Source organism: Microbacterium sp. 4R-513 (assembly GCF_011046485.1).
Taxonomy (GTDB): domain Bacteria; phylum Actinomycetota; class Actinomycetes; order Actinomycetales; family Microbacteriaceae; genus Microbacterium.
Genome location: NZ_CP049256.1, coordinates 243,369 through 260,792, shown reverse-complemented (window position 1 = coordinate 260,792; position 17,424 = coordinate 243,369). Strand labels below are relative to the sequence as shown.

The window sequence follows — 17,424 nt, the reverse complement described above, 5'->3', positions numbered from 1 at the left end:
GGCGGCGGAGCCGTCGCTGCCAACGCGGCAAGCGTGAGCTCTGCCGCATTCTCGGGCGGTTCGGGCACGGTCACCGTCGCCGACACTCTGTTCGCGAAGACAGGTGCGAACGTGACGCTCACCGTGAAGACGGCCGACGGCGTCAAGTGCGTTGAGGTCGCGGGTGCCATGACCGGCGTCCAGGCTTCCGCGACCGTGGGCAGCTCCTGGACGTTCGCCACCACCGCGCCGTCGGGAGACGGTGTGAAGGCAGTGTCGGTAGTCGCGTCCGAGAAGTCCGTCACGAACAACAACAAGACGGATTGCACGGGCCCGTCCGCATCGCTGCAGGCCTCGTACGTCGTCGACAACACGGGTCCGGCGGTCACGGCCACCCTCACACCCGCCCCCAACGCGGCCGGCTGGAACAAGACCAACACGTCGGTCACCTGGTCGGCGACGGATGCCGGCGCCGGCATCCTGAACGGTCCCAACCCCTCGAGCAACACCGTCTCGGCCAACGGCATCACCACTCTGTCCTCCACAGCGACGGACAGGCTGGGCAATTCCGGCCAGGGATCGGTCACCGTGCGCGTCGACAAGACGACTCCCACCATCACCGCCTCGCAGGTGAAGAACCCCGACGGCACGACGACCGTCACCTTCGTGTGCGCCGATCCCGGAGGGACTCAGGCCTCGGGCATCGCGACCTGCGTCGCCGACGGGTCGGCCACGAACTCGAAGACCGTCGGGCCCGGTGTGACGGTCGGCGGCACTGCGACGGATGTCGCAGGCAACACCGCGACGGCGTCCGCCACCGCGCCGGCCGGCGACGTCACGCCGCCGACCTTGACCGGAGCCCCCACGACGTCGCCCAACGGCGCCGGCTGGTACTCCGACAGCGTGACCGTCCATTGGACCGCCGCCGACCCGGAGTCCGGGATCCCGACCTCGCCCGCGGACACGGTGATCGCGGGAGAGGGCGCCGGCCTCACGAGCACGACGAACGTGGCTAACGGTGCCGGGCTGTCGACGACATCGATCAGTCAGCCCGCGGTCAACATCGACCGCACCGCGCCCACGACGGCCATCAGCGGCACCTCCAATAACTGGGTGAACGGCTCCGTGACGGTCGGGCTGGCAGCATCCGACAACCTGTCGGGAGTCGCACGCACGGAGTACACGATCGACGGCGGCCCCGTCGTGTCAGGCTCGAGCCTCACCCTGTCCACCGACGGCGAGCACACGATCACCTACCGCAGCAGCGACAAGGCAGGGAACGTCGAGGCGCAGCGCACGGCGACCGTGAAGATCGACCAGACCGCCCCGACCATCAGCCACTCGTTCACCCCGCTCTCGTACACGGACGGGGCGTGGAGCAACGCCGACGTGACCGTCACCTTCGCGTGCGCCGACCAGGGCGGCTCGGGCGTTGCCAGCTGCACCGCGCCGGTGAAGCGGACGGCGGAAGGATCGTTCACCGTGTCGGGCACCGGGACCGACGGAGCAGGCAACACCGCGAGCGACACCGCCGACGTGCGGATCGACAAGACGGCGCCCGTCGTCACCGCGGTCGTGGGCGGCACGAAGAATGCGGCCGGTTGGTACAAGGAGCCCGTGCGAGTGACCTACACCGCGGAGGACCCGCTGTCGGGCGTGGCGATCCCTCCCGAGGACGCGGTGCTCGCCGAGGGTGCAAACCAGAGCGCATCGGCCAGCGCGACCGACGCCGCGGGGAACACCGGGAGCACGGGTGTCACGGGGATCAATGTCGACCTGACCGCTCCCGAGCTCAAGGCGGACTACTCGACCGATTGGAGCACGAACGACGTCCCGGTCGACTGGAGCTGCACGGACGCGCTCTCCGGGGTGGCCTCCGCGCCGGTGAACTCCACCGTCGCGGGGGAGGGCGACAACCTCTCCGCCACCGCGAGCTGCACGGACGTCGCGGGCAACACGGTGACGAAGACCGTCGCCGGCATCCGGATCGACCGGTCGGCGCCCACCACGGCGGCCTCGGCAGCCGATCCGCTGGCGAGCGGCTGGTACGGCCAGCCGGTGAAGGTCACCCTCACGGGCGCTGACAACCTGTCGGGCGTGGTCGCCACCACCTACACGGTGAACGGCGGGGCGGAGCAGATATACACGGGGCCGTTCGAGGTGAACACCGACGGCGTCCACACCATCAGGTTCTGGAGCCGGGATGCCGCGGGCAACGTCGAGACTGCGGGAGCGCCGATCGTGCTGAAGGTAGATCTGACGGCACCCACGACGACGGTGATCAACCCCATTTCTCCGGCCAGCGGATGGTTCGTCACGAGCGGCATCCCTGTCGCCTTCGAGGCAGCGGATGCGCACTCGGGTGTCGCTGCCACCTATTACACGATCGACGGCGGAGAGGTGCACACCTACGGCGAGCCCTTCACGGCCGACCTGTCGACCGGCACGCATACGATCACCTACTGGAGCGTGGATCTCACCGGGAACGTCGAGGAGCAGGCGGAGACGAACACCATCTCCGTGCAGGTCGACACCGACGCCCCGTCGATCTCCGGCACGGCGACGCCGGCGGCCAACGAGTTCGGATGGAACAACAGCGATGTCGCCGTGACGTTCACGTGCGCAGACGTCGGCTCCGGTCTCCAGACCGGGGTGGCGGGATGCGCCGGCGACACCGTGCTGAGCAACGAGGGCGCGGACCAGACCGTGATGGGACAGGCGGTCGACGTGGCCGGCAACAAGAGCGCCGCCACCGTCGGGCCAATCAAGATCGACACCACGAAGCCCACCCTCGTCGGCGTCCCCGCCGATGCCAACGCTGCCGGATGGTACCGGACCGATGTCGTGGTGAAGTGGGTCGGCGACGACGGCCTCTCGGGCATCGACCCGGCGTCGCAGCCGGACAACAGCATCATCACCGGCGAAGGCTCGGACCTCGGGGCAGGCCCCGTGACGATTCGCGACAAGGCGGGCAACACGAGCCTCGGGGCATCCGTCTCGGGGGTCAAGATCGACCGCACGGCGCCCGTCATTGCGGGCGGGCCCACGACGGCGGCGAACGCGGCCGGCTGGTACAACACCGCCGTCACCGTGGACTTCTCCTGCACCGACGCGCTGTCGGGTGTGGCGTCCTGCCCGACGAGCACGAAGCTCTCGGACGATGGAGCGGGCCAGACCGTCACGAGCGGACCGGCAACCGACGTCGCCGGGAACGTGAGCGCCGGCAAGACGGTCACGGGCATCAACATCGACGGCACGGCGCCGACGACGAAGAGCAACAACACGTGCACGGCGGTCAACGAGTGGTGCAAGGGTGACCACGCGGACGTCGTCCTCACGTCGGTCGATCAGGCTGGACTCTCCGGCGTGAAAGAGATCCGGTACCGCGTCGACGGCGGCGCCGAGCAGACGGCGACCGGGTCGTCGGTGACGGTCAGCGTCCCTCTGGCCGGCAGCGGAAGCGGTGCCGTCACCTACTACGCCGTCGACAACGCCGGGAACGCGGAGAGCCCGAACAGCGTCGCACTGAAGTGGGACAACATTGCCCCGACGGTCGAGCACAAGCTGTCACCCGCTGCCAACGCGGCCGAATGGAACAAGAGCGACGTCACGGTCACCTTCTCGGCGAAGGACGACGACAAGGGTTCCGGTGTCGCCAGCGTCACAGCCCCCGTCACCGTGAGCAGCGAGACGGCCGGCCAGGTCGTCGTCGGCACCGCCACGGATACGGCGGGGAACGTCGGCACAGACTCCCTCACCGTCAAGCTCGACAAGACGGCGCCGACGATCAGCGGAGCCGTGACGTCCGGCCGCCAGACGGCCAGCGGCTGGTACGACGGGCCCGTCATCGTCACGTTCACCTGCGCCGACGCGTTGTCCGGCGTCGGGACGTGCTCGGATCCTGTGACCCTGACGGCCAACGGCGCCGCGAACCCTGTGACCGGGACCGTGACCGACAAAGCGGGCAACACCGCCACGGCGACGGTGAGCGGCATCCGGATCGACAGCGAGAACCCGACGCTGACGACGAAGGATGTGAACGTCGAGGGCGGGACCTTCACGCTTGGTTCCGTGCCGGCCGCCACGTGCACCGCAACGGACAGCTTCTCAGGCGTGGCCTCGTGCATCGTGACCGTCACCGGCGGCAACGCCAACGGCGTCGGGGCCTTCGACTACAGGGCGGTCGCCACGGACCGCGCCGGCAACACCACGACGATCCTCGGCACCTTCCGTGTCGTCTATCGCTTCGACGGATTCCTGCAGCCGATCAACGACACGGCGCACCAGGTCGGTGCGTCGACGAGCATCTTCAAGGCGGGCAGCACCGTGCCGGTGAAGTTCCAGCTGAGGAATGCCGCCGGAGCGCTCGTCCAGGCCGCGACGGCGCCGGTGTGGATGACCCCCGTCAAGGGCAGCGCCACCGCGCTTCCCGTGGACGAGACGATCTACTCGGCGGCGGGCGACAGCGGCTCCGCCTTCCGCTACGACACCACTGACAAGCAGTACGTCTTCAACTGGAAGACGGGCAGCGCGGGTGGCAACTACTGGCGGATCGGAGTGCGGCTGGACGACGGCCAGACCTACTACGTCAACATCGGCCTTCGCTGACGGCTCCGGCCGGCTCGCGTGGCCGGCCGGGGTCAGCCGAGCTGCAACAGTGCGCGCAGCCGAGCCACGTGCCCGGTTGCGCGCACGTTGTACAGCGCGTGGGCGATGCGGCCCTTCTCATCGATGACGAAGGTCGAGCGGATCACGCCCTGCACGACCTTGCCGTAGTTGAGCTTGTCACCCCACACGGCGTACTTCTCGTGCACCTTGTGGTCGGGGTCGCTCAGGAGGTCGTACGTGAGCCCGTCGCGCTCCCGGAAGCGGCGGAGCTTCTCGGGCTCGTCCCGCGAGACGCCGAGGATCGTGTATCCGGCCGCCTGCAGCGGAGCGAGGCTGTCGCGGAAGTCGCACGCCTCCTTGGTGCAGCCCGGGGTCATCGCCTCCGGATAGAAGAAGAGGATGACGCGCCGCCCCCGAAGATCCTTGAGCGTGACGGGCGTCTCGTCCTGGTCGAGCAGCGTGAACGCGGGAGCGAGGTGGCCGGGTTCGAGGCGATCGGTCATCGTTCCAGCGTAGGCGCGCCGGCGACTCGTTCCGTCCGCACGGTCCCACGAGGACATGCCGTGCCCGGCGGCGGATCCGACGGCGTGTCGCGGTTCGGTCGTGCGGACGGCCGCCGACGTCGGGGCTAGGTCTGCGTCCGGCCGCGCTCGGCGAAGGTCTCGAGCAGACGCTGGAGCGAGTCCAGCCGCGCCGCGCCGCGCGGACCGAGGCGGCCCTCCTGCACGGCCTCGACGATCGCGCAGTCCGGGGCATCCGGAAGATGGGTGCAGCCCCGCGGGCACTCCTCGGCGATCTCGGCGAGATCCGTGAACGCGCGCAGGATGTTCGCGGGGTCGACGTGCCCCAGACCGAAGGAACGGACGCCGGGGGTGTCGATGACCCAGCCGTTGCCGCCCTCGCCGCGGTAGCGGAGCGAGACGGTGGAGCTCGACGTGTGCCGCCCGCGGCCCGTCACGACGTTGACGTGCCCGGTGGCGCGCTGCGCGCTCGGCACGAGGGCGTTCACGAGCGTCGACTTGCCGACGCCGGAGTGCCCCACGAAGACGGTCGAGTGGCCGATGAGCGCCGCTCCGATCCGGTCGACGGGCATCTCTTCTCGCGCGCTCGTGAACACCTCGAGGTCGAGGCCCTCGAAGTGCGCCAGGAACGCGGTCGGGTCGGCGAGATCGGTCTTCGTCACGACGAGGAGGGGACGGATGCCGGCATCCAGCGCCGCGACGAGGTATCTGTCCACGAGCCGCGGCCGAGGCTCGGGGTCGGCCGCCGCGACGACGACGAGCATCTGGTCGGCGTTCGCGACGACGATGCGCTCGACCTGATCGGTGTCGTCGGCGCTTCGCCGGAGGAGCGACGTGCGGTCCTCGATCCCGACGATGCGGCCGAGGGTGCCCTGATCGCCCGTCGTGTCGCCGACGACCCGGGCGAGGTCGCCCGTGACGATCGGCCGCTTGCGCAGCTCGCGCGCGCGCATCGCCACGGATTCGTGCTCGTCCTCGGTGTCCTCCCCGACGAGTACGGCGTAGCGCCCTCGGTCGACGCCGAGCACGCGGGCGATCTGAGCATCGCTGTGCGCCGGCCGGCGCTTGGTGCGCGGCCGGTTCGCCTTGGGATTGGGCCGGACCCGGACGTCGGCTTCGTCGAACTCGTCGTCGTCTTCGTCGTCGGTGTCGTCCAGCCAGCTCACGATGCCTGCAGCGCCTCCGGACGCGGGGTCGCGTCATCCGATCCGCCCTCGAGCATGCGCTGCCACAGCTCGGGGAACTCGGGCATGGTCTTGGCGGTGGTGCCGATGTCGTCGATCTCGACGTCGGGGACGGCGAGCCCGACGAGCGCGCCGGTCGTCGCGAGGCGGTGGTCGTGGTGGGCCCGCCAGCGTCCGCCGTGAAGCTTGCGCGGCACGATGCGGATGCCGTCCGCCAGCTCCTCGGCCTCGCCGCCGAGGGCGCGCAGCTCGCCGACGAGGGCGGCGATGCGATCGGTCTCGTGGCCGCGGATGTGGCCGATGCCGTACAGCGTCGTGGGGGGAGTCGGCGAAGGCCGCGAGCCCCACGATCGTCGGAGTGAGCTCGCCTGCTGCAGAGAGGTCCAGGTCGACGCCCTGGATGCCGTGCGCACCGCCTGTCACGGTGAGCGAACCGCCGCGGCGCACGACCTTCGCCCCCATGAGGGCGAGGATGTCGGACAGCATCGCGCCCGGCTGAGTCGAGTGCGCCGGCCACCCTGTGACCGACACCGAGCCGCCGGCCACCATCGCGGCCGCGAGGAACGGCGCGGCGTTGGAGAGATCGGGCTCGATCGCGATGTCCTTGCCGCGGAGGGGCCCCGCCGGCACGACCCATTCCCCGACAGCCGGCCGCTCGACATGCACCCCGCGGTGCGCGAGCGACTCGATCGTCATGTCGATGTGGGGCATGCTCGGGAGGCGGTCGCCCTGGTGGATGAGGTGCAGGCCGACGTCGAAGCGCGGCGCGGCCAGGAGCAGACCCGACACGAACTGGCTCGACGCGCTCGCATCCATGACGATCTCGCCGCCGCGGACGTGGCCGTGACCGCGGACCGTGAAGGGGAGAGTCCAGTGGCCGCCGTCGTCGATGTCGACTCCGACGTCGCGGAGGGCCTTGATCATGGCGCCCATCGGACGGTGCAGCGCCGTCTCATGCGCCGTCAGCGTCACCTCCCCCTGGGCGAAGCCGGCCAGTGCGGCCACGAAGCGCATGACCGTGCCCGCCTGGCCGGCGTCGATGACACCGCCGGCCAGCAGCGGCCACCGGGGTGTGACGATCAGGTCCGGGCCGAACGGGCCCGCCGCCGGCTCGGCGACGATGGAGACGCCGAGGGACTGCAGCGCCTCGATCATGCGCTGCGAGTCTTCTGAGTGCAGAGGCGCCGAGAGGCGGCTCGGAGCATCGGCGAGCGCGGCGAGGATCAGCTCGCGGTTCGTGAGCGACTTCGAGCCCGGGACGGTGACTGTCGCGGCAAGCGGGCCGCCCGCGACCGGCGCACGCCAGGCGCCTCGCGGGGTGCGCGGGGATGGGGGGGAATACCCGTCGGCTGTCATCGGTTTCTACACTACTGAACCCGTTGATCGAAACCCCTGAGGAGCTCATGATCGCCACGCTCGATCGCACGCTCGTCGGCGCCCGGGAGGACTGGGAAGCGCCCGACGTAGACTGGCGCGTGATGAACGATCAGGCCCAGGCCGAGCCCGATGTCCGCGCGCAGTTCGAAGAGCAGGCGCTGCCCTACATGGACCAGCTCTACGCGGCCGCGATGCGCATGACGCGCAACCCCGCGGACGCCGCTGATCTCGTGCAGGAGACCTTCGTCAAGGCCTTCGCCTCGTGGAGGACCTTCACGCAGGGCACCAACCTCAAGGCGTGGCTCTACCGGATCCTCACCAACGCCTACATCAATACGTACCGCAAGAAGCAGCGCGAGCCGTATCAGGGCACGATCGACGATCTCGAGGACTGGCAGCTCGGCGGCGCCGAATCGACCACGGCGACGAGCACGCGGTCGGCCGAGGCGGAGGCGATCGACCGGATGCCGGCATCCGTCGTGAAAGACGCGCTGCAGTCCATCCCGGAGGACTTCCGGCTCGCGGTGTACCTCGCAGACGTCGAGGGCTTCGCGTACCAGGAGATCGCCGACATCATGAAAACCCCCATCGGCACGGTCATGAGCCGTCTGCATCGTGGCAGGCGGATGCTTCGTGAACTGCTGGCCGACTACGCGAGCGAGCGCGGCATCGACACCGCGCCCGCGACAGAGCGCGGCAGGAAGACTGCCGCTTCGAGGAGCACGAAATGACCGACTGCGGCTGTGAGAAGGCGCGGCGCGATCTCGAGGAGTACCTGCGCCACGAGGTCTGCAAGACCCAGCACTCCGACATCGCCGAGCACCTCGAGAACTGCGTGGAGTGCCGCGACGAGGCTCTCGTGGCGCGCACCCTCACCGAGGTCGTCGCCCGCGCGTGCAAGGAGACGGCGCCCGAAGAGCTGCGCGACCAGGTGATCGCGCGTCTGCTCGAGGTGCAGGCCACTCACTGACTCCGGGGGGCGGATGCCGCGGCATCCGTCGCCGTCACGGTGCGGGAGCGAAGACCCTGAGCGCGCCCGGCACGACGTCGATCGTGAGCGGCAGCGGACCGACGGGATCGCCGTCGGCATACGCCGTGACGCCGGGTGAGGCGAGCGAGATCGAGGTGACTCGCCGCACGAGCACCTCGGCCGCCGTCGTGTGCGTGCCCCGGTAGAAGCGGGGGATCAGCCGCGCGAGGCGCAGCCGACCCGAGGGGCGCACGAGCGTCACGTCGAGCAGGCCGTCGCCCGGATCCGCATCGGGGCAGATCGGGATGCCGCCGCCGTACATGCTGGTGTTGCCGACCGTGGCCATCACGAGGTCTCCGTCGATGCGCTCCGTCGATCCGTCGGCGAGTCGGAGCTCGACGAGGAACGGGATGCCGCGCAGCCGCAGGAACTCGAGGGCGATCGCCATCGTGTAGCGCGACTCGCCCCGCGGCCACGACATGGCGTTCGCGCGGTCGTTGACCTTCGAGTCGAAGCCGCTCGCGAGCACGGAGGCGAAGTGCTGCGTGCTGCCGTCCCCCCGTGTGATGCGCGCGACGTCGAGCGTTCGCGTCGTCCCGGCGGCGATGAGGGCCGCCGCACCCTCGACCTCCAGCTCGCGCAGCCCGAGGGCGCCCGCGAAATCGTTGCCGGTGCCGGACGGCACGATGCCGAGCGGAACGCCGGTGCCGGCGAGCTCCTGCACGGCGAGGCCCACCGTTCCGTCGCCTCCCGCGACGACGACGGCGTCCGTGCCGAGCTGGATCGCCGTGTGCAGCAGCGCACGGGACTCGGACGCACTTCCGCCGCTGACGACCGTCGTCTGCACGCCGTGCGCGCGCAGGCGTTCGGCGGCGTCCGTGGCGGCGCCCGTCGAGGCGCCCGATCGGGCCGCAGGGTTGACGAGCAGCGTGACGTTCATGCGCCCGGCCGCGGCGGGACGAGGACTCCCGGGTTCATGATCCCGGTGGGGTCGAAGACATCCTTGACGGCACGCAGCGCCGCGACGCCGAGCAGGCCGATCTCGGTCTCGAGGTACGGTCGGTGGTCGCGTCCGACGGCGTGGTGGTGGGTGATCGTGCCGCCGGCCGAGCCGATCGCGAGGGACGCGGCATCCTTCGCCCGCCGCCACTGACCGGCGGGATCGGTCGTGAGCGCCGCGATGACGGTGAAGTAGAGCGACGCGCCTGCCGGGTACACGTGCGAGATGTGGCACATCACGACGGGCTTCGTGCCCTCCGCGCCCAGGGCGTCGGCCAGGGCGCGGGTCACCGCCGCCTTGAGGTCGGGAAGCTGCGCCCACGTCGTCGCCGTCTCGAGGGTCTCGGCGAGGACACCGATGTCCAGGAGCGTGTCGCGCAGGGCCGGTGAGGCGAAGCGTCCCCGCTCCCACGAGCGAGCCGGGTCCTCACCACGGGACTTGCCGCCATGCGTCGTGAAGACGGCGTCCACGGCATCGCGAGCGCCGCGGGCCTCGGCATCCGTCGCCCCTTCGAAGGTCGCGACCGCGAGACACCCGCGCATGCGCGTGAGGTGGCCGCCGAGCGTCGCGTTGACGCGAGTCTCCGACGCGTCGCTCAGGCGGAGGACGGTGGGACGGATGCCGCGCTGCGTCGCTTCGCGGAAGGCGGCCGCGCCCGACTCGAAGTCGGGGAATGTCCACGCGCCGTACGCCGTCGCCGCCGGCACGGGCCGGATGCGCACCGCGACCTCGGTGAGGACCCCGAACGCGCCCTCCGACCCGAGGAACAGCTCGCGGAGGTCGGGTCCGGCCGCGCTCGCCGGGGCGCGGCCGAGGGTGAGCTCACCCGCGGGGCTCGCGACGCGGAGGGAATGCACGAGGTCGTCGAAGCGTCCGTACCCGCGCGAGGCCTGCCCGCTCGAGCGCGTGGCCGCGAATCCGCCGATCGAGGCGTAGCGGAAGCTCTGCGGGAAGTGGCCGATCGTGTAGCCGCGTGCGGCGAGGAGCTCCTCGGCCTGCGGGCCCGTCGTGCCGGCGCCGAACGTGGCCAGCAGCGACGTCTCGTCGATGCTCAGGAGGGCGGCAGTGCGGGCGAGATCGAGGGCGATGACCAGATCGTGCGCGCCGGGCTCCGGGTCGACACCCCCGACGACGCTCGTGCCGCCGCCGAATGGCACGACGGCGATGCGGCGTTCGACGCACACCCGGAGGACGCCCAGCACCTCGGCGTGGGACGCGGGGGAGACCACGGCATCGGGAGCCGGCTGCGGGTCTCCGAGGCGGCGCGCGAGGAGGTCGGGGGTGCTCTTCCCACCGAGGTGGAGCATCCGCGCGGCGTCGTCCCGGGTCGCATGGCCGGCGCCCACGATGGCAGCGAGAGCGTCGAGGTCGTCGTTGCCCATCCGGGAGGCGGTGAGGATCGGCGTGCTCCGCCGCGGGACCGGATGCGCCTTGCCGGGCAGGACGGTCGCGATGATCGCGCGCGCGCCCGCTGGAAGCTTCGCCGGCTCGTCGCCCCAGACATCCCAGTCCGAGCGCGGCGCCGCGCGAGGGATCGCGAGCGGCGACGTCGACGATGACATGGGCGACAGTATGACACATTCTGTATGGTTGTCACATGGCATCGATGCCGACCCGCTCCGCCGCCCCGCGGGGAGCGACCGCCGAGACCGAGACGGCTCTGCTCGACGCCGCGCTCGCGGAGGTGATCGCCCACGGGATCCGCCGGACGACGGCATCCGACATCGCCCGCCGGGCCGGGGTCTCGCGCCAGACCCTGTACCGGTACTGGCCCGACGCGCAGTCGGTCTTCGCCGCACTCGTGACGCGCGAGCTCATCGCAGCTCTTCCCGCCGACGACGGTCCGGGCGACCTCGAGGAGCTCGTGGCCCTGCTCGTCTCCACCGCCGGAAGGGTGCGACGGATGCCTCTGCTCCGCCGCCTGCGCGACACCGACCCCGAACTTCTCGGCCGTTATGTCCTCACGCGCCTCGGGACGAGCCAGCGGGCGATCCACACCGACCTCGCCCGACGCCTGCGCGCCGGTCAGGCGGACGGCTTCGTGCGCACGGGCGACCCCGACGCGCTTTCCGCGACCGTCCTGCTCATCGCCCAGTCGGCAGTGCTCTCCGCGCCCCTCGTCGAGGAATGGCTGCCGCCCGACGCCTGGTCCGTCGAGCTGACGCGGGCCCTCGAGGGATACCTGCGATGAGGGTCGTCGGCCGCACGCCCTTCGCGTCCACGCTGAACGCCGCCCGGCGCTCGGCCGAGCTGCGCCGGCTGGCCGACGGTCCCCGCGTCGACGTCGTCGTGATCGGCGGCGGCATCACCGGGGCGGGGCTCGCGCTGGATGCCGCGACCCGAGGCCTGCGGACGGTGCTCGTCGAGCGCCACGACCTCGCGCACGGCACGAGCCGCTGGAGCTCCAAGCTCGTCCACGGCGGCCTGCGCTACCTCGCCTCGGGTCAGCTCGGCATCGCGCACGAGAGCGCGGCGGAGCGCCATCTGCTCCTCACCCGCATCGCCCCGCACCTCACGAGGCCCCTCGCTCAGGTGCTGCCGCTGTACGCGCCCGGCCACCTGTCGCAGGGCGCGTTCATCGGCATGGGGTACGGACTCGGCGACGGCCTCCGGCGCTTCGTCGGCACGCCCGACGCGGTCCTGCGCTCGCCGGGGCCGATCGGCGTCGCTGCGACGCTCGGCCTCGTGCCCGCCGTGCGGCGCGACGGGCTGCGCGGTGCGATGCGCGGCTGGGACGGCCAGCTGATCGACGACTCGCGGCTGGTCATCGGCGTCGCCCGGACGGCGGCGGGGCACGGGGCATCCGTCCTCACGCGCGTCGCTGCCGTCGCGGCATCGGGCGATCGCGTGCGCCTGCGCGATGAGCTCACTGGGGAGCAGTTCGACCTGGAGGCACGCGCTGTCGTGAACGCGACGGGGGTGTGGGCGGGCGAGCTCGACCCCGACGTGCGGCTGCGACCGAGCCGCGGCACCCACCTCGTCGTCGAGTCCGCGCGCCTCGGGGGCTCCGACGTGTCGCTCACGGTGCCGGTGGCCGGCTCGCGGAGCCGCTTCGTCTTCACGCTCCCCGCGCAGCATGGTCGGACCTACATCGGCCTCACCGACGTGCCGGCAGACGGGCCGATCCCCGACGTGCCGCGCGCGACCGACCCTGAGATCGACCTCCTCCTCGACACGGTCGGCTCCGTCCTCGCCGAGCCGCTGACGCGCGACGACGTCGTGGGCACGTACGCCGGGCTCCGCCCGCTCCTGACGTCGGCGCACGACGACGGCGAGACGAGCGACCTCTCCCGGCGCCACGCGATCATCGAATCGTCCAGCGGCGTGCTCACCGTGGTCGGCGGCAAGCTCACGACGTACCGGCGGATGGCCGAGGACGGCATCGACGAGGCGATCCGCCGTCGGCTGCTCCCGGCTCGGCCGTCCGTGACGCGGACGCTTGCCCTCGTCGGCGCCTGGCCACGGGCGCGCCTGGGCGAGATCGCCGCGCCGGGGCGATTCGTGCGCCGATTCGGCGCGGAAGCCCCTTTCGCGGCATCCCTCCCCGACGGCCCGGGCGCGGCCCGAGGTGTCACCGCCCAGGAGCTGCAGTGGGGGGTCGCCGTCGAGGGAGCCCTCACGATCGACGATCTGCTCGACCGCCGCACCCGCCTCGGGCTGGTCGCGGCTGATCGGGACGAGTCGATGGATGCCGCGGCCGCCGCCTTCGCTCGGGCCGGCGTCGATCCGGCCTGAGCCGTCGCGCGCTTCACCCGACGGAGACACTTTCCTGCGAGCGCCACGTCGGCCGACGTGGCGCTCGCAGGAAACTGTGGCGCTGGGCACAGCCGGGCCCGGGAGGCGGGCGGCGCCGACCGACAGCGAGGGCCGCTGCCGGAACGGCAGCGGCCCTCGCAGGATGTGTCGCGGGCGTCAGCGTGACGTCGTGGTGAGCGCCTTCTTCATCAGCTCGGCGTGCTCGACCGCGTGCACCTTGGGCGAGCCCGTCGCGGGCGAGGCCGCGGCGCTGCGCGAGATGCGGCGGATCGTGCGGCCGTGCAGGTGCTTGACGACCTCGAGCGCGATGAACGGCCAGGCACCCTGGTTCTCGGGCTCGTCCTGCACCCAGTACAGCTGCGCGTTCGGGTAGCTGTCGATGACGGCGTTCAGCTCCTGGATCGGCGCCGGGTAGAACTGCTCGAGGCGCACGAGCGCGACCTCGGGGTTGGGGTTCTTCTCGAGCTCCGCGCGCAGATCCCAGTGGATCTTGCCGGCGTGCAGGAGCACGCGCGTGACGGCGCCCTTGTCGACGCCGCGGTCGTCGTCGAGCACGGGCTGGAAGGTCCCGTTGACGAAATCCTCGACCTTGCTGGTCGCCCCGCGGAGGCGCAGCATCGCCTTCGGCGTGAAGACGATGAGCGGCCGCCGGGGCCGTGCGTAGGCCTGCCGGCGCAGCAGGTGGAAGTACGACGCCGGGGTCGAGGGGCGGGCGACGGTCATGTTGTCCTGCGCGCACAGCGACAGGTACCGCTCGATGCGGGCCGACGAGTGGTCGGGTCCCTGACCCTCGTAGCCGTGGGGGAGGAGCAGCACGACGCTCGACTGCTGGCCCCACTTCTGCTCGGCCGCCGAGATGTACTCGTCGATGACCGACTGGGCGCCGTTGGCGAAGTCGCCGAACTGCGCCTCCCACAGGACGAGCGAGTCGGCGCGCTCGACGGAGTAGCCGTACTCGAAGCCCATCGCGGCGTACTCGCTGAGCAGCGAGTCGTAGACCCAGAAGCGTCCCTGGCTGTCGCCGAGGTTCGCCAGCGGGATCCACTCCTGGCCGTTCGCCCGGTCGTGGAGGACGGCGTGGCGCTGCACGAAGGTGCCGCGGCGCGCATCCTGACCCGCGAGGCGGACGTTCGTGCCCTCGATGAGCAGCGAGCCGAAAGCGAGGAGCTCGCCGAAGGCCCAGTCGATGCCGCCGTTGCGGCTCATGTCGAGGCGCTTGTCGAGCAGCTGCTGGAGCTTCGGATGCACCGTGAAGCCGTCGGGCTTGTTGACGAAGGCGTCGCCGATGAGCTGCACGATCTCAGTGGGCACGCCGGTCGTCTCAGGGGCTCCCGAGACGGGGGCGGATGCCTCGGCATCCGGGACGACCGGGTGCGTGCCCGTCTGGGCGGCGTGCGTCTCGGCGAACGCCACCTCGAGGCCGTTCTGGAAGTCGAGCTTCGCCTTCTCGTACTCCTCCTCGGTGATGTCGCCGCGACCGACGAGGGCCTCGGTGTACAGCCGCCGGACGGAGCGCTTCGCCTCGATGAGGTTCGTCATGAGCGGCTGCGTCATCGAGGGATCGTCGCCCTCGTTGTGTCCGCGCCGGCGGTAGCAGACGAGGTCGATCACGACGTCGCGGTGGAACTGCTCGCGGTAGGCGAAGGCGAGCTGTGCGACGCGGACGACGGCCTCGGGGTCGTCCCCGTTCACGTGGAAGATCGGCGCCTGGATCGTCTTGGCGACGTCGGTCGCGTAGATCGAGCTGCGCGCGTCGCCGGGGACCGTCGTGAAGCCGACCTGGTTGTTGACGACGACGTGGATCGTGCCGCCCGTGCGGTAGCCGCGCAGCTGCGACATCTGCAGCGTCTCGACGACGACGCCCTGGCCCGCGAAGGCCGCGTCGCCGTGGACGAGGATCGGCAGCCAGGAGAACGTGCCGATGGGCTTGCGGTCCTGCTTCGCGCGGGTGATGCCCTCGAGCACGCCGTCGACGGTCTCGAGGTGCGACGGGTTGGCCGCGAGGAGCACGGGGAGCTCGTCGCCGCCGTCGGCGACGAAGGTTCCCTCGGTGCCGAGGTGGTACTTGACGTCGCCCGACCCGCTCTTGCTGCCCACGGCGACCGAGCCCTCGAACTCGCGGAAGACCTGGCCGTACGTCTTGCCGGCGATGTTCGTCAGCACGTTGAGGCGGCCGCGGTGGGCCATGCCGATGGCCGCGCCGTCGAGGCCCGACTGTGCGGCGCCCTGGAGGATCTCGTCGAGGAGCGGGATGAGGGACTCGCCGCCCTCGAGGCTGAAGCGCTTCTGACCGACGTACTTGGTCTGCAGGAACGTCTCGAACGCCTCGGCCTCGTTGAGCTTCGACAGGATGCGCAGCTGCTCGTCGTGGCCGGGCTTCTGGTACTTGATCTCGACGTGCTCCTGGAACCAGGCGCGCTGGCCCGGGTCCTGGATGTGCATGTACTCGATGCCGATCGTGCGGCAGTAGGAGTCGCGCAGGACGCCGAGGATGTCGCGCAGCTTCATGATGCGCTTGCCGCCGAAGCCGCCGGTGACGAACTCGCGGTCGAGGTCCCAGAAGGTCAGGCCGTGGTTCTCGATCTCGAGATCGGGGTGGGTGCGCTGCACGTACTCGAGCGGGTCGATGTCGGCCATGAGGTGGCCGCGGACCCGGAAGGAGTTGATGAGCTCCTGCACGCGGGCGGTCTTGTCGACGCGCTCGGCAATGTCGACGTTGATGTCGCTCGCCCAGTGGATCGGCGCGTACGGGATCCGCAGCGCCGCAAAGATGTCTTCGTAGAAGTTGCGCTGCCCGATGAGCAGCTCGTGCACCTTCTTGAGGAACTCGCCCGAGCCGGCGCCCTGGATGACGCGGTGGTCGTAGGTGCTCGTGAGGGTGATCGTCTTTCCGATGCCGAGCTCGACGAGCGTCTTCTCGCTCGAGCCCTGGAACTCGGCGGGGTACTCGAGAGCGCCGGCGCCCACGATGCATCCCTGCCCCTTCATCAGGCGGGGGACCGAGTGGACGGTGCCGATGCCGCCCGGGTTCGTGAGCGAGATCGTCGTGCCCTGGAAGTCGCCCGCCGTCAGCTTGTTGCCGCGTGCGCGCGAGATGAGGTCTTCGTAGGAGGCCAGGTACTCGCCGAAGGTGAGGGTGTCGGCGCGCTTGATGCTCGGCACGAGGAGCGAGCGCGTGCCGTCGGGCTTCGGAAGATCGATCGCGATGCCGAGGTTGACGTGCGCGGGCGCGACGACCGAGGGCTTGCCGTCGATCTCGGCGTAGAACACGTTCTGGCTCGGGAACTCCTTGAGCGCCCGGATGATGGCCCAGCCGATGAGGTGCGTGAAGCTCACCTTGCCGCCGCGAGTGCGGGCCATGTGGTTGTTGATCACGATCCGGTTGTCGATCATGAGCTTCGCCGGGACGGTGCGCACGCTCGTCGCGGTCGGCACGGTCAGCGACTCGTCCATGTTGGCGGCGAGCGTCTTGGTCATGCCGCGGAGGACCGTGACCTGATCTTCTTCGGTGGATGCCTCTCCCGTGGAGGGCACGGCAGCCGGCGCCTGCGCGGGGATCGGCTGGTTCGCCGCCGGCTTCGCGGTCGTGCGCGCGACCGGCTGTGCGCCGATGACGGGGATGGGGGCGGTCACGGGACGTGGCTCGGACGCACCGGGCTGAGCCTGCGTGGGCGCCGCCGCCTCGGAGGCCGGAGCTGATGGAGCTGCGGGCACCGCCGGCGCCGCCTCATCGACCGGGTGATAGTTCTCGAGGATCGGCCACCACGCCTTGTCCACCGAGTTCCTGTCGATCTTGAATTGCTCGTACAGCTCCTCGACGAGCCACTCGTTCGCTCCGAACTCTCCCTCGTTCGAAACTCCGACGCCCGTCACCTGGCTAGACACGCTGGATCGCCTGCTTTCATCGGTGAAGATCACTGAACGTGCGGGGCTGAATACGCCCACACGCACGACTGTTAAGCCTAACCCAGTCTGTCGAGGGGTTCCCGGGGCAGAAGGTCCGCGCAGCGGAAGAATCGCCATCATTAT

At 70.6% G+C, this 17,424-nt stretch carries 10 protein-coding genes and 1 pseudogene; 5 read left to right on the top strand and 6 right to left on the bottom strand.

What is annotated here, in order from left to right:
* Positions 1-33: 33 nt before the first annotated feature.
* Positions 34-4,587 carry a PxKF domain-containing protein gene (locus G5T42_RS01225; protein ID WP_165124328.1) on the top strand — a complete coding sequence of 1,518 codons (4,554 nt, stop codon included), beginning with the start codon at positions 34-36 and terminating at the stop codon, positions 4,585-4,587.
* A gap of 32 nt (positions 4,588-4,619) precedes the next feature.
* On the opposite strand, the gene bcp is transcribed toward G5T42_RS01225, so the two are convergent.
* From bcp to aroA, 3 genes and pseudogenes are all read right to left on the bottom strand, one after another.
* Positions 4,620-5,090 carry a thioredoxin-dependent thiol peroxidase gene (gene bcp, locus G5T42_RS01220; protein ID WP_165124326.1) on the bottom strand — a complete coding sequence of 157 codons (471 nt, stop codon included), beginning with the start codon at positions 5,088-5,090 and terminating at the stop codon, positions 4,620-4,622.
* 125 nt (positions 5,091-5,215) lie between these two features.
* Positions 5,216-6,274 (bottom strand): ribosome small subunit-dependent GTPase A, encoded by a 1,059-nt coding sequence (gene rsgA / locus G5T42_RS01215; protein ID WP_165124324.1) that lies wholly within the window; start codon positions 6,272-6,274, stop codon positions 5,216-5,218.
* Positions 6,271-7,648 (bottom strand): annotated as a pseudogene (gene aroA / locus G5T42_RS01210) (3-phosphoshikimate 1-carboxyvinyltransferase). The gene rsgA and the pseudogene aroA overlap by 4 nt, the downstream one beginning before the upstream one ends.
* A gap of 47 nt (positions 7,649-7,695) precedes the next feature.
* Here aroA and G5T42_RS01205 point away from each other — a divergent pair.
* Together G5T42_RS01205 and G5T42_RS01200 are read left to right on the top strand one after the other, a co-directional pair.
* The gene (locus tag G5T42_RS01205) at positions 7,696-8,400 is read left to right on the top strand and encodes a sigma-70 family RNA polymerase sigma factor (protein ID WP_165130023.1); all 705 of its coding nucleotides are present in this window, start codon (positions 7,696-7,698) and stop codon (positions 8,398-8,400) included.
* Positions 8,397-8,639, top strand: a complete 243-nt coding sequence (locus G5T42_RS01200; protein WP_165124322.1) for an alpha-ketoglutarate decarboxylase — start codon at positions 8,397-8,399, stop codon at positions 8,637-8,639. Before G5T42_RS01205 ends, G5T42_RS01200 begins: the two co-directional genes overlap by 4 nt.
* A 34-nt stretch (positions 8,640-8,673) precedes the next feature.
* Here the strand turns inward: G5T42_RS01200 and G5T42_RS01195 are convergent, their stop codons facing one another.
* A complete protein-coding gene (locus G5T42_RS01195) occupies positions 8,674-9,579 on the bottom strand; it encodes a diacylglycerol kinase (RefSeq protein ID WP_165124319.1) in 906 nt (301 codons plus the stop codon).
* Positions 9,576-11,201, bottom strand: coding sequence for an FAD-binding oxidoreductase (locus G5T42_RS01190; protein ID WP_165124316.1), 1,626 nt, complete (start codon positions 11,199-11,201; stop codon positions 9,576-9,578). The genes G5T42_RS01195 and G5T42_RS01190 overlap by 4 nt, the downstream gene beginning before the upstream one ends.
* Before the next feature lie 35 nt (positions 11,202-11,236).
* Between G5T42_RS01190 and G5T42_RS01185 the strand changes: the two genes are divergently transcribed.
* The gene (locus tag G5T42_RS01185) at positions 11,237-11,830 is read left to right on the top strand and encodes a TetR/AcrR family transcriptional regulator (RefSeq protein ID WP_241245909.1); all 594 of its coding nucleotides are present in this window, start codon (positions 11,237-11,239) and stop codon (positions 11,828-11,830) included.
* Positions 11,827-13,374, top strand: a complete 1,548-nt coding sequence (locus G5T42_RS01180; protein ID WP_165124313.1) for a glycerol-3-phosphate dehydrogenase/oxidase — start codon at positions 11,827-11,829, stop codon at positions 13,372-13,374. Before G5T42_RS01185 ends, G5T42_RS01180 begins: the two co-directional genes overlap by 4 nt.
* A gap of 177 nt (positions 13,375-13,551) precedes the next feature.
* Here the strand turns inward: G5T42_RS01180 and G5T42_RS01175 are convergent, their stop codons facing one another.
* Positions 13,552-17,280 carry a multifunctional oxoglutarate decarboxylase/oxoglutarate dehydrogenase thiamine pyrophosphate-binding subunit/dihydrolipoyllysine-residue succinyltransferase subunit gene (locus G5T42_RS01175; protein ID WP_165124311.1) on the bottom strand — a complete coding sequence of 1,243 codons (3,729 nt, stop codon included), beginning with the start codon at positions 17,278-17,280 and terminating at the stop codon, positions 13,552-13,554.
* Between the last annotated feature and the right edge of the window lie 144 nt (positions 17,281-17,424).

What these genes read in the sequence shown, in the direction of transcription:
- G5T42_RS01190 (WP_165124316.1), bottom strand. Translation starts at nt 11,201, where the DNA reads ATGTCATCGTCGACGTCGCCGCTCGCGATCCCTCGCGCGGCGCCGCGC.
- bcp (WP_165124326.1), bottom strand. Translation starts at nt 5,090, where the DNA reads ATGACCGATCGCCTCGAACCCGGCCACCTCGCTCCCGCGTTCACGCTG.
- G5T42_RS01185 (WP_241245909.1), top strand. Translation starts at nt 11,237, where the DNA reads ATGGCATCGATGCCGACCCGCTCCGCCGCCCCGCGGGGAGCGACCGCC.
- G5T42_RS01200 (WP_165124322.1), top strand. Translation starts at nt 8,397, where the DNA reads ATGACCGACTGCGGCTGTGAGAAGGCGCGGCGCGATCTCGAGGAGTAC.
- G5T42_RS01180 (WP_165124313.1), top strand. Translation starts at nt 11,827, where the DNA reads ATGAGGGTCGTCGGCCGCACGCCCTTCGCGTCCACGCTGAACGCCGCC.
- G5T42_RS01195 (WP_165124319.1), bottom strand. Translation starts at nt 9,579, where the DNA reads ATGAACGTCACGCTGCTCGTCAACCCTGCGGCCCGATCGGGCGCCTCG.
- G5T42_RS01205 (WP_165130023.1), top strand. Translation starts at nt 7,696, where the DNA reads ATGATCGCCACGCTCGATCGCACGCTCGTCGGCGCCCGGGAGGACTGG.